At 67.8% G+C, this 26232-nt stretch carries 25 protein-coding genes and 4 pseudogenes; 9 read left to right on the plus strand and 20 right to left on the minus strand.

The window, feature by feature from the left end; translation table 11 throughout:
• The first annotated feature begins 364 nt into the window (after positions 1-364).
• A complete protein-coding gene (pepN, locus tag ABZ642_RS34110) occupies positions 365-2797 on the plus strand; it encodes an aminopeptidase N (protein WP_360491149.1) in 2433 nt (810 codons plus the stop codon).
• Positions 2798-2964: 167 nt separating this feature from the next.
• Here the strand turns inward: pepN and ABZ642_RS34115 are convergent, their stop codons facing one another.
• From ABZ642_RS34115 to ABZ642_RS34125, 3 genes are all read right to left on the minus strand, one after another.
• Positions 2965-3369, minus strand: coding sequence for a hypothetical protein (locus tag ABZ642_RS34115; RefSeq protein WP_360491152.1), 405 nt, complete (start codon positions 3367-3369; stop codon positions 2965-2967).
• 164 nt (positions 3370-3533) lie between these two features.
• Complete coding sequence (locus tag ABZ642_RS34120; RefSeq protein WP_360491155.1) at positions 3534-3752, minus strand: GNAT family N-acetyltransferase; 219 nt, start codon at positions 3750-3752, stop codon at positions 3534-3536.
• 24 nt (positions 3753-3776) lie between these two features.
• A complete protein-coding gene (locus ABZ642_RS34125) occupies positions 3777-4184 on the minus strand; it encodes a hypothetical protein (protein WP_360491158.1) in 408 nt (135 codons plus the stop codon).
• A gap of 169 nt (positions 4185-4353) precedes the next feature.
• Here ABZ642_RS34125 and ABZ642_RS34130 point away from each other — a divergent pair.
• Positions 4354-4985 (plus strand): annotated as a pseudogene (locus ABZ642_RS34130) (transposase); the annotation flags it as partial.
• A 136-nt stretch (positions 4986-5121) separates the two neighbouring features.
• Here the strand turns inward: ABZ642_RS34130 and ABZ642_RS34135 are convergent.
• Together ABZ642_RS34135 and ABZ642_RS34140 are read right to left on the minus strand one after the other, a co-directional pair.
• Positions 5122-5616, minus strand: a complete 495-nt coding sequence (locus ABZ642_RS34135; RefSeq protein ID WP_360491161.1) for a GNAT family N-acetyltransferase — start codon at positions 5614-5616, stop codon at positions 5122-5124.
• A 125-nt stretch (positions 5617-5741) separates the two neighbouring features.
• Positions 5742-6680 carry a MerR family transcriptional regulator gene (locus ABZ642_RS34140; protein ID WP_360491164.1) on the minus strand — a complete coding sequence of 313 codons (939 nt, stop codon included), beginning with the start codon at positions 6678-6680 and terminating at the stop codon, positions 5742-5744.
• A gap of 190 nt (positions 6681-6870) precedes the next feature.
• Here ABZ642_RS34140 and ABZ642_RS34145 point away from each other — a divergent pair, with 190 nt between their 5' ends.
• A complete protein-coding gene (locus ABZ642_RS34145; protein WP_360491167.1) occupies positions 6871-7197 on the plus strand; it encodes a hypothetical protein in 327 nt (108 codons plus the stop codon).
• A 73-nt stretch (positions 7198-7270) separates the two neighbouring features.
• Here ABZ642_RS34145 and ABZ642_RS34150 read toward each other — a convergent pair whose 3' ends face one another.
• The 4 genes from ABZ642_RS34150 to ABZ642_RS34165 all read right to left on the minus strand — a co-directional run bounded on the left by ABZ642_RS34150 (position 7271) and on the right by ABZ642_RS34165 (position 11379).
• Positions 7271-7861 (minus strand): transposase, encoded by a 591-nt coding sequence (locus ABZ642_RS34150; protein ID WP_360491170.1) that lies wholly within the window; start codon positions 7859-7861, stop codon positions 7271-7273.
• 98 nt (positions 7862-7959) lie between these two features.
• The gene (locus ABZ642_RS34155) at positions 7960-8700 is read right to left on the minus strand and encodes a hypothetical protein (RefSeq protein ID WP_360491173.1); all 741 of its coding nucleotides are present in this window, start codon (positions 8698-8700) and stop codon (positions 7960-7962) included.
• 634 nt (positions 8701-9334) lie between these two features.
• A complete protein-coding gene (locus ABZ642_RS34160; RefSeq protein WP_360491176.1) occupies positions 9335-9883 on the minus strand; it encodes an N-acetyltransferase in 549 nt (182 codons plus the stop codon).
• A 1106-nt stretch (positions 9884-10989) separates the two neighbouring features.
• Positions 10990-11379 carry a hypothetical protein gene (locus ABZ642_RS34165; protein ID WP_360491179.1) on the minus strand — a complete coding sequence of 130 codons (390 nt, stop codon included), beginning with the start codon at positions 11377-11379 and terminating at the stop codon, positions 10990-10992.
• Positions 11380-11493: 114 nt separating this feature from the next.
• On the opposite strand from ABZ642_RS34165, the gene ABZ642_RS34170 reads away from it, so the two are divergent.
• Positions 11494-11871 (plus strand): VOC family protein, encoded by a 378-nt coding sequence (locus ABZ642_RS34170; protein ID WP_360491182.1) that lies wholly within the window; start codon positions 11494-11496, stop codon positions 11869-11871.
• A gap of 15 nt (positions 11872-11886) precedes the next feature.
• Here the strand turns inward: ABZ642_RS34170 and ABZ642_RS34175 are convergent.
• The 3 genes and pseudogenes from ABZ642_RS34175 to ABZ642_RS34185 form a co-directional block, all read right to left on the minus strand.
• A pseudogene (locus ABZ642_RS34175) lies at positions 11887-12603 on the minus strand (IS5 family transposase).
• 83 nt (positions 12604-12686) lie between these two features.
• Positions 12687-13478 carry a hypothetical protein gene (locus ABZ642_RS34180; RefSeq protein WP_360491185.1) on the minus strand — a complete coding sequence of 264 codons (792 nt, stop codon included), beginning with the start codon at positions 13476-13478 and terminating at the stop codon, positions 12687-12689.
• A 72-nt stretch (positions 13479-13550) separates the two neighbouring features.
• A pseudogene (locus ABZ642_RS34185) lies at positions 13551-14429 on the minus strand (IS5 family transposase).
• Between the two features lie 72 nt (positions 14430-14501).
• On the opposite strand from ABZ642_RS34185, the gene ABZ642_RS34190 reads away from it, so the two are divergent.
• Entirely contained in the window at positions 14502-14843 is a 342-nt protein-coding gene (locus ABZ642_RS34190; protein ID WP_360491188.1) for a DUF5713 family protein, read from the plus strand.
• 25 nt (positions 14844-14868) lie between these two features.
• Here ABZ642_RS34190 and ABZ642_RS34195 read toward each other — a convergent pair whose 3' ends face one another.
• The 7 genes and pseudogenes from ABZ642_RS34195 to ABZ642_RS34225 form a co-directional block, all read right to left on the minus strand.
• Positions 14869-15381, minus strand: a complete 513-nt coding sequence (locus ABZ642_RS34195) for a transposase (protein WP_360491191.1) — start codon at positions 15379-15381, stop codon at positions 14869-14871.
• A gap of 289 nt (positions 15382-15670) precedes the next feature.
• Positions 15671-16048, minus strand: a complete 378-nt coding sequence (locus ABZ642_RS34200) for a DUF2255 family protein (RefSeq protein WP_360491194.1) — start codon at positions 16046-16048, stop codon at positions 15671-15673.
• 54 nt (positions 16049-16102) lie between these two features.
• Complete coding sequence (locus tag ABZ642_RS34205) at positions 16103-17494, minus strand: MFS transporter (protein WP_360491197.1); 1392 nt, start codon at positions 17492-17494, stop codon at positions 16103-16105.
• Positions 17495-17593: 99 nt separating this feature from the next.
• Positions 17594-18152, minus strand: a pseudogene (locus tag ABZ642_RS34210) (SDR family oxidoreductase).
• 38 nt (positions 18153-18190) lie between these two features.
• The gene (locus tag ABZ642_RS34215) at positions 18191-19207 is read right to left on the minus strand and encodes a zinc-dependent alcohol dehydrogenase family protein (RefSeq protein ID WP_360491200.1); all 1017 of its coding nucleotides are present in this window, start codon (positions 19205-19207) and stop codon (positions 18191-18193) included.
• 51 nt (positions 19208-19258) lie between these two features.
• Positions 19259-19666, minus strand: coding sequence for a cupin domain-containing protein (locus ABZ642_RS34220; RefSeq protein ID WP_360491203.1), 408 nt, complete (start codon positions 19664-19666; stop codon positions 19259-19261).
• 74 nt (positions 19667-19740) lie between these two features.
• The gene (locus ABZ642_RS34225) at positions 19741-20085 is read right to left on the minus strand and encodes a carboxymuconolactone decarboxylase family protein (protein WP_360491206.1); all 345 of its coding nucleotides are present in this window, start codon (positions 20083-20085) and stop codon (positions 19741-19743) included.
• Between the two features lie 267 nt (positions 20086-20352).
• On the opposite strand from ABZ642_RS34225, the gene ABZ642_RS34230 reads away from it, so the two are divergent.
• From ABZ642_RS34230 to ABZ642_RS34245, 4 genes are all read left to right on the plus strand, one after another.
• Entirely contained in the window at positions 20353-21255 is a 903-nt protein-coding gene (locus ABZ642_RS34230; RefSeq protein ID WP_360491209.1) for a helix-turn-helix transcriptional regulator, read from the plus strand.
• A gap of 710 nt (positions 21256-21965) precedes the next feature.
• Positions 21966-23357, plus strand: coding sequence for a CoA transferase (locus ABZ642_RS34235; protein WP_360491212.1), 1392 nt, complete (start codon positions 21966-21968; stop codon positions 23355-23357).
• A gap of 5 nt (positions 23358-23362) precedes the next feature.
• Positions 23363-24247 (plus strand): PHB depolymerase family esterase, encoded by an 885-nt coding sequence (locus tag ABZ642_RS34240; protein WP_360491215.1) that lies wholly within the window; start codon positions 23363-23365, stop codon positions 24245-24247.
• Positions 24248-24270: 23 nt separating this feature from the next.
• Complete coding sequence (locus ABZ642_RS34245) at positions 24271-25287, plus strand: Lrp/AsnC family transcriptional regulator (RefSeq protein ID WP_360491218.1); 1017 nt, start codon at positions 24271-24273, stop codon at positions 25285-25287.
• 133 nt (positions 25288-25420) lie between these two features.
• Here the strand turns inward: ABZ642_RS34245 and ABZ642_RS34250 are convergent, their stop codons facing one another.
• Positions 25421-25672 carry a hypothetical protein gene (locus ABZ642_RS34250; protein ID WP_360491221.1) on the minus strand — a complete coding sequence of 84 codons (252 nt, stop codon included), beginning with the start codon at positions 25670-25672 and terminating at the stop codon, positions 25421-25423.
• Positions 25673-26232: the final 560 nt, after the last annotated feature.

Consider the following 26232-nt stretch of genomic DNA (forward strand, 5'->3'; position numbering starts at 1 on the left):
CATCGCTGGACTGTCTGACGAGAGGCCCGCCTCTCCTGCCCACGGCGGCCATCCCTCCCTCCGACATCACCCTTTCAAGTTCAGTAAACCGGCGCGCCATGCCAGACGAGCGTATGGCAGGCGACCGGACACCCCATTTCTCAATCGGGTGATCGCCAGGTTCCACGACAGGGATGAGTAGGAGCTACTCCATGCAACAGAGATGTGATCATTTATCATTTCTGGGTGCTCTGTCCTCCAAGGTCTGGGAGGAAGCCGCCGATCAGCCGATCGGCGACGCGATGGACAAACCCGATTCACGTAGGCCTCTTGCTGCTGAGCGGGTGGTTCGCAGCGAATGGACGAATCTCCGAGGGGGAAAGCGATGAGCGGCAGGAGTCTGACCCAAACCGAGGCAGAGGCGCGCGCGAGGCTGCTGACGATCGAGCGGTGTGATGTTGCCGTCGACCTTACGGATCTGATGACCGGCTCGCGGGTCCGGTGCGAATCGACGATCACCTTTACGTGTCACCGGCCCGGGGCCGAGACCTTTGTCGATTGTGCGGCGGCCGTTGAGAGCGCCACGCTCAACGGGGTCGTGCTGCGGTCGGCTGTTGAGGGCCGGATCGCGCTGACCGATCTTGCCGAGCGCAACGTCCTCACGGTTGTCTCGGTGACGGAGTGCTCGGCCGATGGCCGGGGCGTGCACAAGGCGGTCGATCCCGCCGACGGCGAGACGTATGTCTACACCGACTTCGCTCCCGACTACGCCCGGTACGTGTTGGCCTGCTTCGATCAGCCGGACCTCAAGGCGCCGTGGGCGTTCACCGTGACCGCTCCTGCCGGCTGGCGGGTGTTGAGCAACAGCGGTGACCCGCAGATCGAATACCTCGGCTCCCTGCGACGCTGGACCTTCCCGCCGACGCCACCGCTGGCGACGTACAACACTGTGATCAACGCGGGCCCGTACTACGAATTGCGTCGTCGCGGAGCTGGTCATGATCTCGGCCTCTTCGCCCGACAGTCGCTGGCCTCCATCTTGGACCGAGACGCCGACGAGCTGTTCACCCTGACCACCCAGGGGCTCGAGTTCTTCGCCGACAAGTTCGGCATGCCGTTTCCGCAGCACAAGTACGACCAGGTCTTCACGCCCGAGTTCCCCGGCGCGATGGAGAACTTCGGCTGCGTCACCTGGATGGACTGGTTCCTGCGCAGGAGCACGCCGACCAGAGCCGAGTGGGACATCTTCTCGCGGTACCTGTTGCACGAGCTCGCGCACATGTGGTTCGGCAACATCGTCACGATGCGCTGGTGGGATGACCTCTGGCTGAACGAGGCGTTCGCGGAGTTCGCGAGCAACTGGGCCGCGGTGAGCGCGACGTCGTACACCGATGCCTGGACGGCACATCTGGCCGGCGAGAAACTCAAAGCCTATTTCATGGACCAGGGACCGACGACGCACCCGATCCGCCAGCAGGTCCGCAACGTCTCCGAGGCCGAAGCGACTTTCGACGCCATCACCTACTCCAAGGGCGCTTCCGTACTGCACCAACTGATGACGTACGTCGGCGAGGCAAACTTCTCCGCGGGTCTCACCAGCTACTTCGCCGCGCACGCCTGGGGCAACACCACCCTGAAGGACCTGATCGACGCGGTCGCCGACGCCAGCGGACGTGACCTGGACCAGTGGCGCGCGGGATGGCTGGAAACAGCGGGCACCGACCGGCTCACTCTCGACCACGACAGAGATGGGTTTGCCCTGGTCGCTGAGGGTTCGGGTGGCCGGCCGCGCCCGCAAGTGCTCGCCGTCGGCGCCTACGAACGTTCAGGGGACCACCTTGAGCGGATGGCACTCGTCGAAGTCGAGGTGGCGGGCGAACGGACCCGGCTCGACCTACCAGAAGGAGCCGACCTGTATCTGGTCAACGATGAAGACCTGACCTTCGCCTCGACGAGACCTGACGCCACGACCAGAGACGCGTTCTTCGGCAACGCCGCCCGCCTGCCCACTGCGACCGCGCGGGGTGTCGCCGTCACCACGGCCTGGGACATGCTGGTCAACGGCGAAGCGACAGCCGCCGAAGCCGTGCAGTGCCTGACCGGAGTGCTGGCTGTCGAGACCTCCGCGTCGGTGATCGAGCCGTATCTCAACCTGGCTGTCGATGCCGCAGATCTGTGGAGCCCAAAGCCGGAGCGGGACGAATTGCTGCGAGCAGTGGCCGCGGCGTGCCGCAGTCTCTCCGGCGTCGGCGCCTACCGCAAAGCGGCGTTGCGCGGCTTCGCTCGCACCGCGGCCGAACCGGAGGAGGTGGCCTGGCTCCAGACCGAGGCCGGGGAGGACATCGATCTCCAGTGGCGAGCACTGGTTCGCAAGGCTCAGCTCGGAAGCCCGACCGCCACCGAGGCACAGGCGCTGCTCGACCGCGACCCGGACCCCGACGCATGGATCAGCAGGCTCCAGGTCCGCGCTGCGACCCCGGACGCGGCAGAGAAGAACGCGGTGTGGCAGACGCTGGTGACGGACCGCGCGGTGCCTCTCGCTTCGGTCCACTCAGTTGCGGCGCTGTTCTGGAGCGCCGGTCAGGACGACTTGCTGAGGCCCCACGCGGAGGCCTACCTCGATCTCGTGCCAACCATCCACCGCAGCGGAACCATGCCGGCGACGACTTACACCAAGACTCTCTTCCCGCTCTTCGGTATCGACCTGACCTACCTGAAGCGAGCGGAAGACCTGGCGGGGCAGGCTGTCCCGGTCGTCCGCGCGAACCTCCTGGACCGGGCCGACCGGATGCGCCGCATATTGCGCTCCCGCGGCTGAAGGCTTGCGGCGCGGATGCTTCTCCGGGCGCCCACCGCAGGTAACTCGCGCGCCGGATTGGCAGCAATGGTTCGACGACGACTCATTCGACGTCGGTGGTGTCACTCGGGTAGCACCGCTCGCGCACGGCAGGTGGAGCCATCAACGAGTGGCTGTGACCTGCGATGTCAGGTCAGGCTGCGGCGTGCCACGGCGAGAAACTCCGCCTTGAACGGCTCCAGGCGCTCGGCCAGGCTCCCCTCGTCGCGCTCCTGCCAGACCGCTTGATTAAGGGCGCGGGCGTAGGCGGTCGTGGGTGAGTGAAGGCCAGGGGCACACAGCAACTCGATGCTCTTCTCGGCTATTCGAAGACCGTCCATCGCCGGCCTCGCCGTCACATACCAGTCATCACCGACCGCCCATTGATGCGGCCGCGCATGCGCCACACCCTCGGCCTCCAGCGCGCACCGAATGAACTCCAGCACGGTAGTGATCTGCTCGGCACGCCGCTCCTCCGCCCGTACCGCAGCCCGCCTTTGTTCTTCAGCCCGGTCAGCTGTCCGCTGCGTCGTGCGCTGCGTCAGATACGTCAACGCACCACCTACAGCCACACCGACCATCGAAATCACTGGGGTCCACACGTCTCCTGTCACGGCCGACTAATACCAGTACCTGCCCAACGACCGCTGCCGATCCTGCGAGCAGGCTTGTCTGCTCAGATACCGAGCCGCACCAAGACCCACTTCCGATACACGCCCTAGCAGGACTCCGTCGGCCCTGTGGTGCGATAAAGGCTGAGGAAGGCCGTGTGGGTACGCCAGCCGAGCGACTCGTACAGGGCGCGGCCCTGGGGCGTCGCACCGAGGACGGCGCGGGTGGCACCCGAGGCCCGAGCCTGCTGCTGGAGCGTGCGCATGACGACGGAGCCGAGGCCGCGACGCTGGTGGGCCGGGGTGGTGAGGATCTGGTCCGCCACGGCCACCTCCTTCGCCACGCCCATCTATCCGCGCGCGGCAAGCGATCCATCGGGAGCCGCGATCAGCACGCGGACGACGTCGCCCCGGGTCCAGGTGCGCAGCACGTAGCCGGGTGGGAGCGTTCCGGGCGTGACCGGCGCCAGCTCGACGGACATCAGGAATGCCGCCGCGTCGGACGCCCATCCCGGTCCGAGCCATGGGTAGACCTGCGCCTCCGGCGTCTCGCACGGCTCAGGCAGGAAAACCTTGAGCCACCACCCCTCCCCCCGCGCCTGCGCGGCGGCCTCGCACACGCGCGCCTCGTCCGCGTCGACCACTACGTGCCGCGCCACCTGGGCCGGCTGTCCGACGTCAATGGTCCAGCCCCACGGCCGCGCCACGGGATCGGACGCACCCCGCGAGACCACCCAGCCGGAGACCCAGTCCTCCACGACGGACGCATATGTAAGCGATGAACCCATCATAGATCTATTACATCAGTGAGCTGAGGGAATCGCCAGGCCCGGCCGAACCGACCCCTTGGGCACTCTCGGGACCTGGGCCAACGGGGGCACACCCCGTGCGCATTAGCCGGGAACCCACATTGTCCCGCAGGGACCCCTGGTGGTCCGCAACGGCCACCACCGGCCGCGTACCGTCACCACTGCGGCCGGCCCGGTCGAGGTCCGCGCTCCTCGAGTGAACGACAAACGCGTCGACGACAAGACCGGGGAGAGGACGCGGTTCTCCTCAAAGATCCTGCCACCGTGGTGCCGCAAGTCGCCGGAAGTATCAGAGGTGCTGCCGCTGCTGTACCTGCACGGCCTGTGACCGGGGACTTCGTACCCGCGCTGGAGCAGTTCCTCGGCACGTCCGCCGGGCTGTCACCAGCCACCGTGAACCAGCTCACGAAGCAGTGGCAGGACGACCATGCCGCGTTCCAGCAGCGCGATCTCTCCGAGCACGACTACGTCTACGTGTGGGCGGACGGCGTGCACCCCAAGGTCCGCCTGGGCCAGGCGCACTCCTGCGTCCTGGTGCTGATGGGGGTGCGGGTGCGCCAGGACGGCACCAAGGAGCTGATCGCACTGGCCGAGGGCCTGCGGGAGTCCGCCGAGTCCTGAGCCGACCTGCTGCGTGACTGCCGACGGCGCGGCATGCGTGGCCCGGAGCTGGTCATCGGAGACGGTGCGACGGGCCTGTGGAAGGCACTTGCCGAGATGTTCCCCACTGCACGCCATCAGCGCTGCTGGGTGCCCAGGCCCGCTGGTGCGCGATCACCGCACCCCACCTCGTCGCCCTGGTCCGCGCCGGGCCCCACTTCGAGAACGGCCACCGTGTCGAACGCCCCGAGGCCCCCGCGGCTTGAGCTGCCTTACCGAGCAGATCTCATGCATCCCTGCGCCGTATGTGCAGATGCCCCTCGCGGGGAAAGGAGGGCGGCGCCGCGGGCAGGACCGTGTCGAGGCCGTACCGACTCTTGTGCGCCACGCGGCACGAGGCCGGGTTGTCCACCTGGTGCAGGAGTTCCAGATGCTCCAGCGCGTCGGCCCCCAAGACGTCGAAGGCCCAGCCGGTGAGCGCCTCCAAAGCGCGCGGCGCCACACCCCGCCCGCGGGCATGCGCCGCAGTCCAGTAGCCCACCTCGGCCGACGGTTTGCCGGAGGCTACCTCCTTGAGGACCGCATGGCCCACCAACTGCCCGTGGGGCGCATCGGGTTGCGCTTCAAGAACCGCGAACCCGAACCGGTTCTGCGCTGCCCAGCCTCGCTCCTGGCCCCGCACCCACCGCATCGCATCGCCCTCGTTCTCAACGGCCGAGCTGGTCCAACGGCGCAGTGCGGGATCCCGAAACACGTCGACGAGGGCAACAACGTCCTCCATGCATCAGGGACGAAGGACGAGGGCGGGAGCGGATGGCGACGCGCTCGCACGCAGGATGACCATGTCGTTCACCTGCCGATCGTAGGCGGCGGTGTTCCGCCCCCACGCCGACGATCCCCGGCCCACTACCGCTCCATTCGGACGCGCACGGCCTCGATGGACCAGTTGAACGCCGGCACCAGGCTCTCCGGAGCGGGCCAGCCGTTGATCACCGCGAGCAGTTGGAGGTACCGATTTCGGCGCGGGTCGTTCACACTCTCCAGCCGGGACAGCAGCAGGCGGCGAAGCTCGGCGTCGTCGGGGCGGCCAAGGACGTGTGCATAGTGAGCCGCAAGCGCCGCAACGATCGGATCGGCTTGGTGCGAAGCCGGGGCGATGCCCGCCGCCAGGGCGGGGCCGACCCGGTCACGGACGACTGCACCGAGGTCGCGGCGCGGGCCCGTGGTGTCGCCTTGTGCCTGTTCGGCCGCGTGGACCTCGGCCATTCGCCGCACGCTGGCGCGGAAATCCGGGTCTGCGGCCAGTTCGGCCCACTCCACCCATGCCCGGACCTGCTCCGCCTCGGGGCTGTCGGGTATCTCGGGAGTCATCGAGCGCCTGATCCCCGCCAACGCGGAGTCGGTGTCGAGACTGCCGAAGGCGGCATCGAGGAAGTCCCCGATCAGACGTCGGCGTTCGTCCTCGGAGAGCTGGGCCAGCTTGTGCATGAGATCCGTCTCTTCAGCAGTGAGCCCGCGCTCGGCCACCGCCGTCAGCACCGCATGCCGCAGGCGCAGGACGCGGATCTGCACGGCCAGGGCTTCGGCGTGCGTTGCGGCGACCTCGGGAAGCGAGAGTTCCCGGTCCACGACCCTGCGGATTGTGGGCAGGTCCACCCCCAGGTCCCGCAGGGTCCGCACAAGGTCCAGGCGGGTGACGGCGTCGATGTCGTAGAGGCGGTAGCCAGCCGGGCTGCGGTCCGTCGGCGCCACGATCCCGCGATCGGAGTAGAACCGAATGGTCTTGACCGTCAGGCCCGTCCGCCGGGCCAGTTCGCCGATCGAGTAGAGCGTGTCGCCGTCCATGCCCCCCACCTTGACGTCTCCCCCTACGGGAGACTCAAGCCCGTCCACCTGCCGACGGCTGATTGCTCCACAAGCTTTGACAATGCCTCTCCGGTCTGTCCCACGCAGCTCTGTCTCGCGGCCTGACCCACGACGGCCAGCAGCCGCACAGACTGGCCCGTCTGGCCAATGCGCCGTGCATAGTGTCCTGATGGATCGATTCGTGGGTCAGGCCCGCCTCGAATGGTGGGCCAATCACTCGACGTGCCTTGAGATGTACGACATCCACGTCACCGTCACTGTCGACGCGGCCGGCAAGTGGCGCGCAACCGGTCGGCATGCCAATGCACTCGACACGACGCAGCGCGAGGGCTGGGACTTCCTCATGGAGATGGACCCCCACTTCTCCGTTGCGTTTCCCGGTGAGGATCGCGGTGGGATCACGGTGCGAGTCCTCGAGGCAAAGGATGGAGCCCTCACGCTCATGGAGGCACCGGACTGGAACGGCTCCGTGAGCGTCACCTTCGACCTCACCTGAGTTCAGTCCCCCGGGCAGGAACCCGACTTCGCTGCTCTGCGACGGGCTTCGGCTGTCGCCCCGTACTGATCTTTCAGAATGAACTTCGGAGGCGGCGAAGGCATATGAGGCTGCAGGCCAGTTCAAGCAGGCCTTGGTGTAGATCGGCGCGTCGTTCATAGCGGATGCGGAGCCGCTTGAACCGGTGGAGCCAGGCGAAGGCGCGCTCGACGACCCAGCGGACCTTGCCCAGCCCAAAGCCGTGTGCGACGCCGCGTCGGGCGATCATCGGTTTGATGCCGCGCTTCCACAGCAAGCGGCGGTACTTGTTGAAGTCGTAGCCCCGGTCGGCATACAGGCGCCGGGACTTGCGGCGGGGGCGTCCTTGCAGGCCCAGAAGGTCAGCGCGGCGCAGTCCGGTCAGCAGGGCGGCATGCGGACGCGGCCAGACGCCGGCCTCGGTCCAGTCCCGCAGTCGGCGCCAGGCCGTCACCCCGGAGCAGCCCACGGTCTCGGCCGGAACATCGCGCCAGGCGGCACCGGTCCGCGACACGTACATGACGCCCGCGAGGGCCGCACGGTCCGGAACACGCAGTCGACCCGGGTGGTGGCGGCGTTCGGGAGTGGGCGGCAGCAGCGGAGCGACCCGCTCCCACAGGTCACCTGGAACAAGATCAGCACGCACCCCGGACACCCCGCCGACCAAGATCGTTGAGCGCAGGGCTGTAGATCAAGTCATTTTGAAACGATCAGTAAGTGGCCGCGTGTCACGACTGCCCATGATCAGTTGTGGCAGAGCAGGTCGATGACGACGGCTTCGCCATGGAGGTTGTCGAGATAGCTGTTGGCCTGCTCCCAATAGCCGTCCGTGGCCGCGTCCGTCCACGTGCCGTCGAGGGTGATCAGGGCGAAGCCGGGCACGGCGCGCCAGACCGACGACTGGCGGGCCTCCTCGTGCTCCTGTGCGAAGTACGCGACCGGGTCGTTGAGCAGAAACGACATGTCGAAGTGCGGGTCGCCCGAGGCGGCACGCTGCGCCACGTCCTGCACAAGAGGTTGGAGCAGATGTTCTTCCTTGGCGTCCGCCAGGGAGTAGCCAACGGGATCGGACGCGTGGCGGGCGACGAAGTCGGCCAGTGGGCGGGCCGGCGGATGTAGTGCGGTCAGATCCTGCCAGACGGCGAACAGAGCGTCATGCCTTTCCTCCGCCCGGCGCCGCATGGCGTCGAAATCAAGCAGGCTCCGAGGCCCGCCGTAGCACTCCAGAGGCCCGAGGGCATCAAGCTCGGCCTTCCGGCGGGGGACGGTGGACGCCGTGACGAGCCTGCGGTCGCCATCGTGCGCGGGTAGGACGAGGTAAGGACTCTCCGTATCGCAGTGGATGATCCACCAGTCCCATTGGCCGACCGGGTTCCAGTCGTCGGTGAGGTTGTGGTCGTACGGCGCCATGGCGGCCGCTATGGCTCCCGAAAGCTTTCGCGGCTTGGTCGGCGGAAGGCACACGGTGACGAAGAACTTGGTCATGCGCGGGATCGTAGATCAGGGACATCGTCTGGGCGTCGCCCATCGGGAACGTGTGTGGGCGGCGACCAATCCTCACTGGCAGATGGATCTGCGTCCGCAGCTGTGCCCGCGCCCTTACGCTCGTGTCCTCTTTTGCACCGACGCGAGGGACGCGTTCATCAGCGCGGACGCGGCCCGCGCGATGCAGAACCACTCCCCCGACGACACCCTCCTCCAGCCCACGAGACTCATCGCCTTGCGCCTGTCCCCGCGCGAACGCCTCGTCGTCGCAGCAGACCTGCAATGCCCACCCTGGGAAATCGGACCCTGCATGCTGTGCGCCACCCCCATCCACCGCTACGGCCCCGAAGCCCCAGAGCCTGCCCCGCCTGCCGCCCCACCACCAACCACCCATAGAGGCACCGCCCACATCAACGACCACTCCGCCCGGACTCCAGCGGAGGATGAGTCCAGCGGTGACGGCGCCGAGGCCGCGGCGAAGCCGGTCAGCCCGGGCAGAGAGAGTCGGCGGAGCAGTCGGCACGGCAGCAAGCAGAAGACGCCGCGCCACCGGACAGCCTGGCGACATCGCGCCGTCCGGACCAGCATCCGCACGGCGCGTCACGTCACGACAGGGGTAGAGGTTCTCGCGGCACTATGCGCTGGGGTCGCGGAGGCCGACCGCGTCGTGCCGCCAGAACGGCTCTGCGTAGACCAGTGTCCCTGTCATCCATGGCTCGTACTCCGGGAGTCTGAGGGCCTGGAAGGCGCCATCTGGAATGCGCAGGGATGGTTTTCGGAAGCCCTGGTCGTCACCGGGCGCGAAGCCGAAGCGGGAGTAGTAGCCCGGATCGCCCTCCAGGAAGACCAGGGGGACGGCCCGCTCAGCGAGGGTCTTCAGCCCGTGTCGGACCAGGGCCGAGCCGATACCGCGCTTGTGATGCTCGGGCATGACGGCCAACGGGCTGAGCACATGCACCTCAACCAGTCGCCGAGGGGCATCGAGCAAACTGCGGGTGAACATGATGTGCCCGACGATCTGCCTGTCGAGCTCAGCGACCAGTGAGAGACCGTCCGCGGGGGTGATCGTGCCCCGCAGGGTATCGACCAGGTCGGCCACGACAAGGCCGTGGTCACCGAACGCCCGCAGGTGGATGTCCCGCACAGACTCTCTGTCGCTCGGAAGTTCTTCGCGAAGTTCCATGACCGGAGGGTAAGGACCCGGCCCCGTCGCTCGCACACGGTTTTGATGCCCGGAGTATGCGCGGTGAGTGACACCGAGTTGCACACCACATACAGCGTCCGAACGGCGCGTCACATGACCTCAGAGCAAAGGTTCTTTGAAGACGGAGGCGAGCCCTGTCCCCGCTGTTCAGGACCCACGTGAACCCCTACGGCCGGTTCGAGCTGGACGTGAACTCACACTTGGCCCTCGCCGCCGCGGCACCCATGGCGCCCGGCCCCCGTACGGCGTCCGACTCGCAGACCCCTCAACCAGCACCGCGTGGCACGCCCAGGCCGGAAGCCTGAGCGCGGTGCGGAGCCGTCACGCTCTCGCCTGGCACCCGGCGAGTACGGACCTGGTAACGCCACCTCGGTGAACACCGGGCACCTCAGTCGCCGAAGCTCGCCGGCCGAAGCCACGAGGCACGAACTCTGTAAACCTTCGCTGCGGGCGACGACTTGATCGAGCGTGGGGATTCCCAGAACGATCGGGGAATTCCTACGTGCCGGTTGGGCGTCCAGCTGGGCGAGCTTCTCCTGGGCTGCGGCGTGGGTGACAGAGAGTCCCTCAACTTCACCGAGCCATCCTTCGCGTTCGGCTTCGGTGATCCGGTCGGCGAGATTCAGTGGCTCACTCCTTCGTCCTTCTCCAGGGCCCTCAAGCGCGAACGTCTCGTCTTCCGCGATCCGGCCCCCGCAACATTTCCCTCACCAGCAGCCGATCCATGCCGATCCGTGCCGACCCGGCTGCCCTCCGACCGCATCGCCGGCCTCCTCGACCGCCTCATGGTCGCCCTCCAGCGCTACCAGAGCTACTTCTTCGTCACCCGCGACGCAGCAGGGTGCAGGTCTCGGCGCTCTCGCGGAAGGACCCGCTCGCGATGAGGTCCGGGTGCTAGCGGAAGTGGGGCAAATTAGCGCTCACTGGTGAGCCTGCCATTACAAGGAGTGGTCCGCCTCGACGGCGGTGGTCTGTGCGGGCGTTGGGTGCACCCAGATCGATTCCAGATCTCTGTCCGGAGTTTTATGAAAGGCCAGGTCAGCAGCGCTGAGGATACTGGGGATCCAGCCCCTCTGCGGAGCTCGCTACCCAGTGGCCACGACCTGTCCAGCCGTGACCTGAGGAGGGTTGGGAAGCAGCGGCGCGAGGTTGTCCCGTACGAAGTCCGCCGCCCTCTTGACTGACTCGTCGGCCCCGGCCTGGTCTTCGTAGATGCTGGTAGAGACCATCACTCCATCCCCTGCGTCAATCCAGTAGTAGGCAACGAAGCCGGGGACTTGGCGGAGGAGGGGGACGAATCCCTCGTCCACCCTGTGTCCCGCCTCGGCAGGATCCGTCACCCCTTCGTACCGCCGAACCACTGCGTACATAGCTGATCTCCTCGCGTATCCCAAGGCCACCTTGCTCGAAACGGCATACCCCTCAGCGGTGTCTCCCCTTCGTGGCACGCCCGGAAGACGCTCGGATAGGCGCATGGATCATCCCCACTAGAGCGTGTCTCTTCGATCACGCCTAGAGCCTGGTGAGGCGGTCGGCGTCGAGGCTGGCCGCCTATGGACGGTGGGAGGCATTCGTGATCGGCTTGGGGCATGAGTTCTTTGATACGCCATGTCACCATCGACGCTGCCGACCCGTTCGTTCTTGCGGGCTTTTGGGCCCAGGCCCTGGACGGCTCGCTGGCTGATGACGACTTTCCTGGGGATCCGGAGGCCGTGGTCACGACTGCTACTGCCACCTTGCTGTTCGTCAGGGTCCAAGACCGCAAGGCGGTGAAGAACCGCGTGCATCTGGATCTCCAACCCCAGGACCGCACCCGGGACGAGGAGGTCGAGCGCCTGCTCTCGCTTGGTGCCACGCTTCAGGGAGACCATCGAAGGCCCGACGGAACCGGGTGGGTGACGCTGTATGACCCCGAGGGCAACGAATTTTGTGTGGAACGCAGCGCGGCGGAGCGGGCGAACGGTTGATGTCCTGCTGCCTGGTTATGCCTGCCAGGTCCGGAGCCGGCTGAGCAGGGCAGCAGCGGTGACAGTGCCCAGGTAGACGTAGCCGCGCTTGTCATAGCGGGTAGCCACGGCTCTGAACTGCTTCAGCTCGTTGATCGCCCGTTCCACCGAGTTCCGAGCCCGGTAGCGGGCCTGGTCGAAGCCGGCGGGGCGGCCACCGCGCTTGCGCCGGACGGTCCGGTGGTCGCTCTTCTCCGGGATCACCTGCTGGATCCCGCGCCGCCGCAGATACGTCCGGATCTTGCTTTTGCTGTATGCCTTGGCCGCGACGCTGTCCGGCTGCCGTCTCGGGCGTCCTGGCCCCAGCCGTGGGACACAGATCTTGTCCACGACCGACTCGAACTGGGGGCAATCCGCCCGCTGTCCTGGCGTGATGACCAACGACAGCGGGCGGCACTTCCCGTCCGCACTCAGGTGGAGCTTCGTGGTCAGCCCACCGCGGGCCTGCACATGCTGGAACAGCCTCTCCCATGCGCCGTCGGCCGACCATAGTTGACGCCGTTTGTGGATGGTTTGCCACGGGTCGAAGCGTTCGGGCAGCTTGCGCCACTGGCAGCCAGTACTGAGCCGATGGACGATTCCGCTGATCACTTACCTGTGATCGCGCCACCGGCCACAACGGTTGCTGCTCGTCGGCAGCAACGGTTCCAGCGCCGCCCACTCGCCGTCAGTGAGATCCCCCCTGCTGAGCATGGCCAGAACGACGAGCCAGGTGATCGAAGAGACACTGCCTAGAGACTGTCTGATGGGTCGTGGTGCGGGTGATCAACCCCAGGTCAGTGCAGGTCCACCTGGAACGCGTGACGGTGGTCGGTGGGGCAGGTGAAGATGCGCAGGTCTCCATAGCGGCCGACGATGACCCCTGTCTCGTCGTCGCTGGCCACGGTGAACAGGAGCGTCATGGCCGTGCCACAGTCACCGCAGGGAAGGACTGTGGGGTGCGTCAGGTGCCAGCTCGGCCAGCCGCCGAGTTTCCAGCCGGCGAGGCGCGTGACGAGGTCTCCGCCGTCGCCGGTTTCGCGGACCAGTTCCTCAAGCCGCGGACGGAGTTCTGCAGGTAGCTCCTCACGGAAAGGGAAGTCGGTCACGGGCTCGGCGGTAAGGGCGCACGCCCGGGGCAGGTAGCCGTCCTCGTCATACCGCGAGGGCGACGGCGGAGTCGTCAATGGGCCGGTCACGTCAGCGGCCCGACGCCATCGCACCTCGAGCACAGGGCTGACGTCGGCCTGCTGGACCGGAGGATCCCAGTGTTCATTGGGACACCAGAGGATCTGCAAGAGGTCGATGCCAGCGGGCCACCAGGGTCCCGGCGCGTCGCGCCGGAAGATCTGCGCGACCGGCACCATGGCCGTGGCAGGCACGCCGACAGAGTTGGTCTCGTCGGGCAAGGAGCACTCGGGCCACGGTTCGTCACTCGGCCACAGCAGTGGCCCGCCGATCGAACTGTTCCGGCAGTCCGGTTCTGCCCGCTCGGGATGGAGTATGACTGCGTCGCGCGCGTGGGGAGCAAGTTCGGGAAGCGCGGTGAGTATCGCTTCGAGCGTCGGTCTGGCGGTGCGGGTCATCATGCCTTCCGGTCAGCCGGTCGTAGATCGCTCGCAGCGTATCGGCCGGCTGTGACAGCCGCTCCCACCCACGGATCACGAGCGGAGCCGCAGTCGGATCGCGGCAACGGTGACAGTGCCGTGAAAGACGTACGCCGGCTTTTCGTACCTGGTCGCTACGGCCCGGAATCCCTTGAGTGCCAGGATGGTTCGCTCCACTTCATCTCGACGGGCATATCGTCCGCGGTCGAAGCTGGGAGGTCGGCCGCCAGCACTTCCGCGGCGTCGGCGGTTGGCTTGTTGGGTCGTCGGTTCGGGAATGGTTTGCTTGATCTGGCGCCTGCGCAGGTAACGCCGGTTCCTGCGGGATGAGTACGCCCTGTCCCCACCAAGATGGTCTGGCCGGGTGCGCGGGTGGCCGCCGCTGCGGCGGGGGACGCGGACGCGGTCGAGGACCGGGATCATCTGGGGCGCGTCGCCTCACTAGCCTGTTGTGATCAGCAGTGCCAGCGGGCGGCATCTTCCCTCCCCAATCAGGTGGATCTTGGTTGTCAGGCCACCGCGGGAGTGGCCCAGGGCCTCATCCTCCCGATGCTGGGCAGGCCGGGACCGCCTGCCGCTCATCCAGGGCGGTCGGTTGCGGGCGCCGGCCGCCGTGCTGGTGAGCCCGGCACACGGTGGAGTCCACGCTCACCATGGACCAATCAATGCGCCCCTCGGTATCGGCGTCGGCTTGCTCGGCACGCAAGACCACGTCCCACGTGCCGTCCGCCGACCCGCGCCTATGCCTGTCGTAGACCGTCTTCCAGCTCTCGAAGCGCGCGGGCAGGTCACGCCACGGGACACCGGTCCGGAGCCTGAAAGGATTCCGTTGACGACGATCCGGTGGTCCTTCCACCGTCCGCCGGGTCATCGACCCATCAGACAGCCTCCTACGGCCTGTTGTGGAAGTCCTGGTCGCTTGAGGTCTGGTATCGATGGGGCATCGTTGTCAGTGGTGCTGTGCATGATCGGCGCATCAGCTCTTCGCGGAGGTAGGGAAACATCATGCCGATCACAAACCAGCAGGTAGCGGGACACTCGTTCCTGCGGCAGATGTACGACGACTCGTACTTCCCTGATCGTCTCGTCGATCAGGGGAAAGCGATCCTGCTGCGGCTGTGCGAACGCGTTGAGGTCGAGCAGCCGTCGGATCTGGAGACCTTGTATGCGCTCGCCCAGGCTGCGACGGAGGAGTTCAACCTGCTGGACAGGGAGTTCATGGCGGCCGGGAGCGGGATCGAGACGGTTGCGCGTGAGTGGATCTGTTACGAATTTTTCTTCGTCGCGTCGGCATACGGGTTTATGGACGCGGATGCGGAGGAGCTGACCTCAGGTCGGGACTGGTGAACGACGGCGGGAAGGCTGCCTTCGGTCAAAGCCATTCGTCGAGAGCTGCCATCAGCACAGTCGCTTCATAGCGGACGGCGAGCTTGATGGTCTTTCCAGACGATGCTTCCACGGGGCTGGCACCGCAGAGGGCGGCGAATGAGGCCTCGATGGCCTGGCGGTCGGGGTTGTCGCCGGCTGCCGTCAGCAAGGCTGCTGCCGTGTCCGGACCGACGCTGTAGAGCTCCAAGAGCTTGGGTGCGCAGGCATCGATCGCTGTGCTGATCCGTGCCGTGAGATCGTTGATCTTCTCGGTGAGATGCAGGATTCGCTTGGCCAGGAGCCGGAGCGTACGGCAGGATGCCGCCTGCGGCCCCGTCCCGGGCGCGGGCCGCAACTGCGACCACCGGCGGAGGAGTCTGGGGTTGCTCAGCCCGGCCAGGGACTCACGCAGAGCCGGCTCCGCCACCACGAGCACGGCCTTGAGCTGGTTGATGGCCATGGAACCGGACTTGACCGCGGAGGTCTTGGCCATCTTGAACAGCCGGATCGTCTCCACTGGTCCGTCGGTCGTCCTGGCGGTGGCTGTGGCCCGGCCGGAGAGGACTGCTCGGGCGGCGGCCGCCGCATCGATGGAGTCGGACTTCCCATGCCGGCGTCGGCCGGCTATGTCGGGTTGGTTGACCTCGGTACACCTCGACTGGGAACAAGGAAGGGGACCTCGGCATCCACGGGGACTTCACCGCGTCGGACAACACGAGCTGAAAGCCTGGCCCGTTGGGGCGGCCTCCCAGCGGGCGCTCAGAAGCCGAGGGCGCGGCCGGGACCGGACTCCCGTACGCGCCCGGTCAGCGCGGGACGAGCTTGAGCGTCGTCCGGTGAGCCTGGGCGCCGACAAGGGGGCCCACATACCGGTCGCCGTATCGGCCGTACTTCCTGCGATACGCCTCGTCGACACGGTGGTTGACGGCCGAGTCGTCCTCCGGCACGAGGGCTACGTCCTTGCCGATGCCGCCTGCGTGGATGTGACCGGAGCCCTGGGCACGGGCACTGCGATACCAGGAGCCGTCCGTTCCCCGAAAGGAGCGGACATAAAGGCCATCGCCGTCACGAACGACCCAGACGGGCACCGCCGGCCGGGGCGTACCGTCATGGCGCAGGGGCGCGATCTCCAGTTCGTCGGCCGTCCCGATCGCGTCGAGTTCGCTGCTGGTCCAATTGGTCATGGTGAACTCTCCTTACTGTAAAGGGCGTTGGGGTGGCGAGCCGGACGAACTCGGTCAAGATCGGGAGGGGTGTGGGAGCCACAGGTTGGCGACCGCGGCGGTAAGGGTGAGCGCGGCGGCTGTCAGCAGGCCTGTGCGCAGGCCGTCCAGCGGGTTCGCCGGGCTCGCCAACAGAGCGCCGAAGACGGCCACGGCCAGAGCGCCGCCGATCTGGCGGCTGGAGTTGAACACGCCGCCGACCACCCCGGAGCGGTGCGCGGGGACGCTTTCGAGGAGGAGGCCGGTGGTCGGCTGCATGGCGAGCGGTCCGCAGATTCCAACCGGGATCATGGCCAGGGCCATCAACCAGGCGGGGGTGGATGCCGGTAGCGCGGCCAGGACGACCAGACCGACGCTCATCAGGGACAGGCCGCCGATAATGGGCACCTTCGGTCCGAGTCGTTCGGTGACACGGGCCGTGGGGACGCCCAGGAACGCGGACAGGACGGTCATGGGCAGGAAGACCAGACCGGCGGCAAGGGCCGACAGACCGCGTTCCTGCTGAAGGTAGAGGCTGTAGAGGAAGACCGTGCCGCTGAGGCCGGCCATGAAGGCGAAGCCGTTGCCGGAGGCGATCAGTACGGCGCGGGAGCGGAACAGATCCGGCGGCACCATCGGGTGCCTGCCTCTGAACTGCGCCACGAGGAAAACAGCCAGGGCCGGTACGGCGACGGCGAAGGCCGCGAGGACCCGAGGGGCGCCGAAGCCGTCGGCGCCGGCCTCGATCACGGCGAACGTGAACCCGCCCATGGCGAGTACGGCGGACACCTGCCCGGTGCGGTCCAGCGGAGCCGGCCGGCGCGGCGAGCGCGGAGCACGAGTCAGGAGCAGGAGTGCCGCTACGCCGATCGGCAGGTTGATGAAGAAGATCATCCGCCAGCTGACCGCGCTGAGAGTGCCGCCCGCGACCGGACCGGCCGCAGCTGCCACCGAGCCTGCGACAGTCCACACGGCGATCGCCCGCCCGCGCCGGACGGGATCGGGATGCGCCTCCCGGATCAGGGTGAGCGAGGAGGGCAGCATCATCGAGGCGCCAACGCCCTGGACGAGGCGGGCGGCGACCAGCAGGGCCAGGGTCGGTGCCAGACCGCCGGCCGCCGACGCGACCACGAAGACGGCCATGCCGGCACCGAAGGTGCGGCGGGCACCGGCGCGGTCGCTGACAGCACCGGCGGACAGAAGCAGCGCGGCGAACATGAGGGTGTAGGCGTCCAGCACCCACTGCAGCCCGGTCGTTCCGCCGCCGAGATCGTCACGAATGGCCGGCAGGGTCACATTGACGATCAGGGCGTCGAGGGTGATGACGAAGAAGCCCAGCACGGCCGCCGCCAACGCGGCGGTGGAGGAGCCACTCGGTCCGGCGACGTCACCGGCGGCGCACGGCTCCCTGGTGAGCGGGGCGGACATGGACGGTGACCTCCTCGAATAGGGGGCGGGGAAAGCGCACGGCATGGCCGGGCGGGACCATGCCGTCCCACCCGGCCGGACGTACGGAACGGCGGTTGGTCAGTGCGTGGTGTATCCGCCGTCGACGGGCAGGGCAACTCCGACGACGAAGCTCGCGGCCGGGCTGCACAGCCACAGGACCGCGGAGGCGATCTCGTCGGCACACCAGCCCGCCCAGCGACGAGCAGTTGACGATCGCGCCGCCGCCGTCCTGCTCTCGCATGCGACGCAGTTCGTGCTTCTGAGCGGCCCAAACACCGCGCAGATTAACGGCGTTGACGAAGTCGAAGTTCGCGGCCGTCTCATCGGCCGCGTCACTGGGCGGCGCCTGCACACCGGCGTTGTTGAACGCCATGTCCAGGCGGCCATACTCCGCGACCGCGCGGTCGACCATCGCCGCCGCCTGCTCCTCGTCCGTGACGTCGCACGCGACGCCGATCGCCCGGTGACCGGCCACCGTCAGTTCCTCGGCCGCGTGCTGTACGGCCTTCTCGCCGATGTCGGCCAGGACGACGGCGGCGCCTGCCTCAGCGAAGGCGCGGGCGGTGGCGAGGCCCATGCCGGAGGCCGCACCGGTGACCAGGGCAACCTGGCCGGTGAAGTCATAGATCGGGTTCATGGTGTGTGTATCCCATCGTCAGATGTCGGGGGCGCGGGTCACGGACGCAACAGGGCCTTGATCGCCCGTCGTTCGTCCATGGCCCGATAGCCCTCCGCCACCTCGTCCAGCGCCAGAGCGAGGTCGAAGACCTTGCCCGGGTCGATCCGGCCCGTCTGGACCCGCTCGACGAGGTCGGGCAGGAAACGGCGCACCGGGGCAGGACCGCCACGCAGGGCGACGTGGGAGAAGAACAGCTCCTGCCCGTCGATGGCCACGTCGTGCGGAACACCGACGAAGCCGATGTTGCCGCCGGGGCGGGTCGAGGGCAGCGCCTGGCGCATGGACTCGGCGGTGCCTACGCATTCGAGTACGGCATCGGCTCCGATACCGCCGGTGAGTTCTTTGATGCGGGTCACACCTTCTTCGCCGCGCTCGGCGACGATGTCCGTGGCGCCGAACTCGCGGGCCAGCTTCTGGCGGGACTCGTGCCGGCTCATCGCGATGATCCGCTCGGCCCCCAGTTCCTTGGCCGCGATGACCGCGCACAGGCCCACCGCGCCGTCGCCGACGACGGCAACGGTCTGACCAGGCCGTACCTCGGCGGCCACGGCCGCGTACCAACCGGTCCCCATGACGTCCGAGCAGGCCAGCAGGCCGGCCACGTGCTCGTCGGCGGGAAGGCCGTCGGTGGCCACGAGGGTGCCGTCGGCGAGCGGGACGCGGACGTACTCGGCCTGGCAACCCCCGACGAACTCACGGTGCAGGCAGCTGGTCTGGTAGCCGTTCGCGCAGTGGGGACAGGTGTTGTCGCTGGCGAAGAACGAGCCTACGACAAACTGCCCGGGCACGATCGTACGGACGTCCCCGCCGACGGCCTCGACGATGCCGACGTACTCGTGGCCGATCGGCGTGGGCTGGGAGACCTCGTTGATACCGCGGTAGTCCCACAGGTCGGAGCCGCACACACAGGCGGCCACGGTACGGACCACCGCATCGGTCGGCTGGAGGATCTTGGGCTCGGGCAGGTCTTCGACCCGGATGTCACCGGGGGCGTAGAGCATGGTGGCGCGCATATTTTCCCGTTCGTCGTCGCGCGGTTCGTGTCGGGTGTGTGGGAGAGCCTGTCAGTGGGCGCCGCATGTGCTGGTGCGCGGGCCGCCGTACTCGGCGTCGGTGACGTGCTCCAGCCAGTGGACCTCGTCGCCCTCCCACAGGGCGATGTGGGCCATGAAGCGGTCGGGGGCCGCACCGTGCCAGTGCTCCTCGCCGGCCGGGGTGAAGATCACGTCGCCGGGATGAGCCTCGACGATCTCTCCACCGCGGGACTGGATCAGGGCGATGCCCTCGACGATGTAGAGGGTCTGGCCCAGGCCGTGGCTGTGCCAGGCGGTACGGGCACCGGGCGAGAAGCGGACCATGTTGGTGCGGGCCCGGGAGGGCTCCTCACCCCGGTAGATCACGTCCGCCCAGGCGTCACCGGTGAACATCCCGGCCGGCAGTTTCATGGTCGGCTGTTGCTTGAGAATCTCCATGCTGGGGCTCCTTGCAGGCCGTCGCCGTGTGTGTGCGGCGGCCGTCGGCTGGAAAAGGCGGAAGGACGCGACGGTCAGGAGGCCGTGAAGGCGTCCCGCGCCACGGTCAGCGCGGACATGGCCTTGGGCCATCCGGCGTAGAAGGCCAGGTGGGTGATCGTCTCGATCAGTTCCTTCTCGCTCACGCCGTTGTCGCGGGCGCGCCGCAGGTGGAAGGCGAGTTGTTCCGTGCCGGCGCTGGTAATGAGGCTGGCAACGGTCACCAGGCTCCGGTCGCGCGGGGCGAGGTCCGGGTTCTCCCAGACCTGTCCGAACAGCACGTCCTCGCTGTATCCCGCCAGCGCGGGAGCGATGTCCCCGAACTGCTGTCGTGGCCCGGCGGGCCTGCTCTCGTCCTTCTCGGCTTTCCCGTTCGTCATCCGGTTCGTCCTTCCGCTCTGTGTTGTCAGGGCCGGCCGCAGACGGGGCACCCGGGCGCGAACCGGGGCAATGCCTTCATTCGGCCCGACCATCGCGGCCTACGCCGTTCGGAGGCGTGGCGCGCGAGTCGGCGCATACGGGCACCGCCTGTGCAGCACCCCGTCCTCATCGATGAAAGGCCAGGTCACACGCGCGTGGAAGGACTCGTTGATACGTGTACTGGCAGTACACCCCACGCTCCCGGAAGCCGACGTAGCCTCGAAGTCATGGACAACCGGAGCGAGGTACGCGAGTTCCTGACCAGCCGCCGTGCCAAGATCACGCCTCAGCAGGCAGGACTGCCCGCGTACAGCGGCAACCGGCGCGTGAAGGGGCTGCGCAGGGAGGAGGTCGCGCTGCTGGCCGGCGTCAGTGTCGAGTACTACGCCCGCCTTGAGCGCGGCAGCCTCTCCGGCGTCTCCGAGACCGTCCTCGACTCCCTCTCCCGTGCTCTCCAGCTCGACGAGGCCGAACGCGCTCACCTGGACGATCTGGCCCGCACCGCCAACACCACCCGACGCCCACCCCGCCGACGGACCCCGCGGCCGATTCGCCCCGCTCTCCAACACCTGCTGGACGCGATGACCGAGGCACCGGCCTTCATCCGCAACGGCCGCCTCGACATCCTCGCCACCAACCGCCTCGGCCATGCCCTGTACGACCCCGTGTTCGCCGACCCCGCCCGGCCCGCGAACCTCGCCCGATACCAGTTCCTGAATCCCACCGCGGCCGACTTCATGCCCGAACTGGACGACCAGATCGCCAAGTCAGTGGCCCTCCTGCGCACCGAGGCAGGACGCGATCCCTACAACCGGGAGCTGACCGACCTGATCGGCGAACTCTCCACCCGCAGCGAGGAGTTCCGCACCCTCTGGGCAGCGCACGACGTACGCCTGCACCAGACGGGCACCAAACGCTTCTGCCATCCCGCGGTCGGCGAACTCTCCCTCGCCTTCGAGGCGATGCCCATCCCCACCGACCCCGGCCTCACCCTCACCGCCCTCTGCGCGGAACCAGGCACCCCGTCCCACGACAGCCTCAAGCTCCTCGCCAGCTGGGCCGCCTCTCTTGACCAGGACGACTACCGGCCGGAGTCCGCGACCACCAGCGACGAGCCTTCCCGTTTCTGACGGTGCTCCCCCACCCAGAAGCGATCCACCAGGTCACGCGCGACCCTACGCGCATACCACTCGTGCCGTAGAGACCTCGAAGATCAGCCGACGGCCGTTCGTCCGCGCCTGCCGGCCGAAAGCCGGAGCCCTCCGGATCAGATCGACCTCGTACCTCATTCTGCACGGACGCGCACCGCCGGCGGACGGGGTGCACGTAAGTCGCAGGCGAGCCGCCTGCGTCACGGCAACGGTGCCGTCTCCTTGGCGTTGCGCGTGTTCCAGGACACGACTCGCGCGGGCACGCGCGAAAGCTGATGGCCCCGGCTTCCCATCCCCTGGAGGCGGCTTCTATGCGCAGGGCGCGGTCCTCAGCCAGCCGGCCTCCGAGACGCCGGGCACCTGGCAGGTCGTCGTGGTGATGCGCCCTGTGCGCGTGGGGACCGATGACCAGAGGGGGTGGGCTGTAGTCCGCTGTCGAAGCTCCGCGGCGGTCGTACCTCTGCTGCCCATCGCTCACCTGAGAATGGATGGTTTGCTGCTCGAATTGCCCATGGATCGGTGATTCCCGTCGTTACGGCCTGGCTGTGTGTGTTTTCCGTCGATCACAGCTCTTCCGGGCCTGTTGGACGAGTCTGGCGGGTGAGCATTGGAGGCAATTCACCATGGTGGATCAGGGTGGCGAGGCAGTACACGAGGGAACTTCGGCGTCGGGAGGGTTCGACCCGCGGGTGGCGCTGGAGGAGTTGCTGGCGCCGGCAGGGCTGTCGATAGCCGATGCGGGGGGCCAGGTGTCATTCGCCGGTGAGGATCCGATCGTGGCGGACCGGATCCGTCTGGCAGCGGCGGTCGGAATTCCGATGATGGCCGGCGCTGTGGGTGCGGCGACTTTGCATCGGATTCGGACCGGTGCAGGGCAGGACCTGCACCTGGATCTCCGCCAGGCGGTGCACCACATCACTCCGCACGCGTTCTGGCATCCGACGCTCAACGGTGAGCTCCCGGAGCATGCGTTGGTCTTCGACAATCCTTTCCTGCTGGACAGCTACCGGACCCGGGACGGCCGCACGGTCATGGCTTCCGGGGTGTATCCGCATCTGGCGGCCAAGTGGTGCCGGTTTCTGGACGTCCCTCCGGACAAGGACAAGGTCACTGCCGCCTTCGCACGGTGGGATGCGTTCGAACTGGAGGAGGCGGCCAATGGTGTCGGGCTGCCGCTGTGCGTGGCCCGGACGGCCGAGGAGTGGGCGGCGCACCCCCAGGGTCGTCTGCTGGCCGCGCAGCCGGTGATCGGGCTGCAGCAGATCGGTGAGGCGCCGGTCAAGAACTTCGGGTCCGCCTCACGCCCGCTGGAGGGGGTGAAGGTGTTGTCCTTCACGCATGCGATCGCCGGTCCGACGGTGGGGCGGACGTTGGCCGAGCAAGGTGCGGATGTGTTGTGCGCGACCCGGGCCAACGACTACGAACACGCGTTCATCTACTCCCAGGCCAACATCGGATCGCGCAGCACACTGCTGGATCTGAACACCGACCGGGGGCAGAGGCTACTGGACGAGCTGGTGACCGATGCCGACATCGTGGTCAACAACCATCGCGGCGACAAGCTGGAGAAACTGGGGCTGGCTCCGGATCAGCTGGCCGAGCGGTATCCCGGTCTGGTCCAGGTCTCGGTGACCTGTTACGGATCACAGGGACCGTGGGCCGACCGCGGCGGTTTCGACATGAACGGTTCCGCAGCCTCTGGTCTGATGGCCGCCATCGGCTCACCGATGGAGCCGAAACTGCCCGTCACCGGGATGATCAACGACTTCATCACCGGCTACATGGGGGCCGCCGGCGCGACGGCGGCGCTGGTCAAGCGAGCCAGGGTCGGCGGTAGCTGGCATGTGACGGTCAACCTGACCCGCAACGCGATGTGGTACCTCACGCTCGGTCTGGTCGACCCGGCGCTGGCCGGCAGCGACGAACAGCACAGCCTGCGCGAGCCGGAAGCGTTCGATGCCCAGACGCCGCTGGGGGCCCTGCACTTCCCCGGGCCGCAGGTCGAGTTCGGCCTCACCCCGCCCGCGTGGCCGGAGCCCGCTCTGGTCCCCCGCGGGGCATGCCGCCCTGAATGGCGGTGACGGCCGTGATCGTACGCGCGCTGCCGGGCGCACTGGAGGCCGGCGGGCTCACTCGCACCTACGTGCAGGTCAGCGCCGACCGGCGGGACCGGTCCGCGCGCTCGGGCCGGCCTCTGGTGGTCGTCTTCCACGGCACCGGTCAGACCGGCCGGTCCGTGCGTCGGTTCAGCGGCCGCTCGTTCGACACCTTCGCGGCCGGTACCGACGCGGTCGTTGTGTATCCGGACGGGTATCGCAGGGACTGGAATGGTGCCCGCGACATCGGCACCCCAGCACGGCGCCGTGGCATCGACGATGTCGGGTTCTTCACCGACCTGGTCGAGGCGATGGCCACCACGCACGCAACCGTGCAGGAGCGTGTGTATGTGATCGGGTTCTCCCTCGGCGGTCAGATGGTGATGCGGCTGCTGCATGAGGTCCCGAAACGGCTGGCGGGTGCGGCGATCATCAGCAGCACCCTGCCCGCCGCGTACTGGTCCCAGACCCCGCCGTCGGCCGACACGGCAGTGCCTGTGCTCCTCTTCCACGGCACTGCCGACCCCCTGGCCCCCTATGACGGCGGCGTGGTCAGCGTCAGAGGGCTGTTTCCTCGCGGCCTGCATCGCTCGGCTGAGGAGACGGCCGCGTATTACGCGGCACGCAACGGCATCACCGCTCCGCCGGTCACCGAACCGCTTCACCATGCTGACGGCAGTGAGGTCACCACGGTGACGACCACCACCTACGGCGGTGACAGCACCACACCGGTGACACTGTTCACCGTCCATGGCGGCGGCCATCAGATACCCAACCCCGCGCACACCCCGATGCCCTGGTTCTGGGGCCGTTCCTGCCCCGACCTGGTCTGCGCAGACCTCATCGGCCGGCACCTGCTGCCTGCGACAAGGTGACGGCCATCCACCACAATGTCCCCGTGACGGCCGCAGAACGACAGGGCATCGATGAGGACGACGTCGCCCTCATCGATGCCCTGCACGTCAACCCCCGCGCGAGCTTCGAACAACTCGGCGCCACCCTGGACCTGTCCGCGGTCACCGTCGGGCGCCGTTGGCGCAAGCTGACCCGCAGCGGAGCCGCCTGGATCTCCTCCGCCCCCGGACCGGCCATGCCGCTCGCCGGTGCCGTGGTCGACGTGACGTGCGCGGCCGGGCAGGTCACCGAGGTAGCCCGGGCACTGGCGGAAAACCCGCGGGTGGCCAGCGTCCACCTGACCTCGGGCACATGGGACCTGTTCGCGCTCATCGTCGCCCAGGACATCGCGAGTATGTCCGCGCTTCTCGTCGACGATCTCGCTCTCACCCCGGGCGTCCACAGCACCCGTGTACGGCCGATCATGGAGCTGTTCAGCGGCGCCCACTGGCGGCTCGGCGCAATCGGCCCAAGCGCGGCGCACGAACTGTCCGTCGGCAATCCCGAACACCACGGCCCGCAGGCCGTCCGGGAACCGGACGCCTTCGACAAAGCCCTCTACCAGGCGCTGCAGGTCGACGGCCGGATGAGCCTGCGTGACCTCGCGAATCGTCTGGGCCGCTCCGAGTCCGCGGTCAAGCGCCGGCTCGACCATCTCACCCGCTGCGGAATGCTCACCTTCCGCACCGACTTCGTCCGGTTCGCCGGCGGCTGGCACCTGTACGTCGCTCTCTCCCTGCGGGTGCCCGACGAACTGCTCTACGAGATGGGCCGGGACATCGGCCGATGGCCGGAAACCCGGGTATGCGCTGCCGTGGCCGGGGCAGCGAACCTTTTTGTCACCGCGCAACTGCACGACCTGCAGGCACTGGAGCCACTGCTGCGGCGCATCCGCACCACGAGACCCGGCATCGAGATCGACGACCGGCAGACCGTTCTGCGGTCCATCAAATCCTGGGGACGACTCCTCGCCCCTGACGGCCGTGCCGTCGACGTGGTCCCCGTCATCCCGTGGACTTGACTTCATCTCCTCTGGTGAGTCTGCGACAACGGATGAGAGTGCGGGCGATGCCGGTGAAGGCCAGGAAGTGCTCGGCTTCGCGTTCGTAGATCACCGACGTGCCCATGCGCATCATCGGCGCCTTGGTCCGCCTCTACGCCCCTCCGCTGACGCGGATCGTCGAACTCACCCTGACCAGGTCCAGCGGGACGCCGAGGCCGCCAACCTCACCCTCGACCGCCACCCGGTGCTGCTCCCGCCGACGCTGGCCTCCCTGCTCGACGAGCAGATCCCTCAACTCCACGATCCTCTGCCCCCGGCGGGCCGCGGGCACCTCCTCCTGCCGGGCGCCGTGCCCGGCCGTCCCCGCAACCCCGCCGGTCTGGCAGACCCGATGTGGCACCACGGGCTTCCCGTACGCGCTGCACGCAACACCGCGCCGTTGGAGGCCATCACCGATCTGCCACCCATCGTCGTCGCCGACCTCTTCGGCATCAGCCACGCGACCGCCCAGCTGGTCCCAGCTCGCCGGGAACAGCTGGGCACCCTACCTCGCCGCCCCGACCACAATGTCCGCACTTCCTCTTGGAGGGGTGGGCAAAGGAACTCTCGCCTTTCACATTCGAGAGGCCGAGCAACCAGTTCGGCGGTCTCGGCAGCGCCGAGACCGCCGCGATCGAACAAGAGCTCGATGATCGAACTCGCGGACCTGGTTCGCTTCCCCGGACTCCTGGCACCGCTCAGCTTGAAACGCCGCACCGCGATCCGCCCCTGGCTGCACTCCTGAGCCCTTCTCACTACTTCCGATCCACTCTGGCCTACCGCAGGACGGGGCGGTTGGCGGATTGGCTATGTACGCGAGAACGGGCTCTGGCTCAACTTCCGTGGTCTGAGCACGGTGAGTGACGATGCGGCGGTGCTGTCGGCGTCGGGAAGTTGCCCGGATTTCGCCAGCGGCCGGGGCGT

Origin of the sequence: Streptomyces sp. NPDC007157 (assembly GCF_040634235.1) — a bacterium.
In the GTDB taxonomy this organism is placed as follows: domain Bacteria; phylum Actinomycetota; class Actinomycetes; order Streptomycetales; family Streptomycetaceae; genus Streptomyces.

Excerpts from the sequence above, each read along its gene's own strand:
- pepN (WP_360491149.1), top strand. The coding sequence starts at position 365 with ATGAGCGGCAGGAGTCTGACCCAAACCGAGGCAGAGGCGCGCGCGAGG.
- ABZ642_RS34135 (WP_360491161.1), bottom strand. The coding sequence starts at position 5,616 with ATGGAGGACGTTGTTGCCCTCGTCGACGTGTTTCGGGATCCCGCACTG.
- ABZ642_RS34140 (WP_360491164.1), bottom strand. The coding sequence starts at position 6,680 with ATGGACGGCGACACGCTCTACTCGATCGGCGAACTGGCCCGGCGGACG.
- ABZ642_RS34145 (WP_360491167.1), top strand. The coding sequence starts at position 6,871 with ATGGATCGATTCGTGGGTCAGGCCCGCCTCGAATGGTGGGCCAATCAC.
- ABZ642_RS34155 (WP_360491173.1), bottom strand. The coding sequence starts at position 8,700 with ATGACCAAGTTCTTCGTCACCGTGTGCCTTCCGCCGACCAAGCCGCGA.
- ABZ642_RS34160 (WP_360491176.1), bottom strand. The coding sequence starts at position 9,883 with ATGGAACTTCGCGAAGAACTTCCGAGCGACAGAGAGTCTGTGCGGGAC.
- ABZ642_RS34165 (WP_360491179.1), bottom strand. The coding sequence starts at position 11,379 with ATGCGCCTATCCGAGCGTCTTCCGGGCGTGCCACGAAGGGGAGACACC.
- ABZ642_RS34170 (WP_360491182.1), top strand. The coding sequence starts at position 11,494 with ATGAGTTCTTTGATACGCCATGTCACCATCGACGCTGCCGACCCGTTC.
- ABZ642_RS34180 (WP_360491185.1), bottom strand. The coding sequence starts at position 13,478 with ATGATGACCCGCACCGCCAGACCGACGCTCGAAGCGATACTCACCGCG.
- ABZ642_RS34190 (WP_360491188.1), top strand. The coding sequence starts at position 14,502 with ATGCCGATCACAAACCAGCAGGTAGCGGGACACTCGTTCCTGCGGCAG.
- ABZ642_RS34200 (WP_360491194.1), bottom strand. The coding sequence starts at position 16,048 with ATGACCAATTGGACCAGCAGCGAACTCGACGCGATCGGGACGGCCGAC.
- ABZ642_RS34205 (WP_360491197.1), bottom strand. The coding sequence starts at position 17,494 with ATGTCCGCCCCGCTCACCAGGGAGCCGTGCGCCGCCGGTGACGTCGCC.
- ABZ642_RS34215 (WP_360491200.1), bottom strand. The coding sequence starts at position 19,207 with ATGCGCGCCACCATGCTCTACGCCCCCGGTGACATCCGGGTCGAAGAC.
- ABZ642_RS34220 (WP_360491203.1), bottom strand. The coding sequence starts at position 19,666 with ATGGAGATTCTCAAGCAACAGCCGACCATGAAACTGCCGGCCGGGATG.
- ABZ642_RS34225 (WP_360491206.1), bottom strand. The coding sequence starts at position 20,085 with ATGACGAACGGGAAAGCCGAGAAGGACGAGAGCAGGCCCGCCGGGCCA.
- ABZ642_RS34230 (WP_360491209.1), top strand. The coding sequence starts at position 20,353 with ATGGACAACCGGAGCGAGGTACGCGAGTTCCTGACCAGCCGCCGTGCC.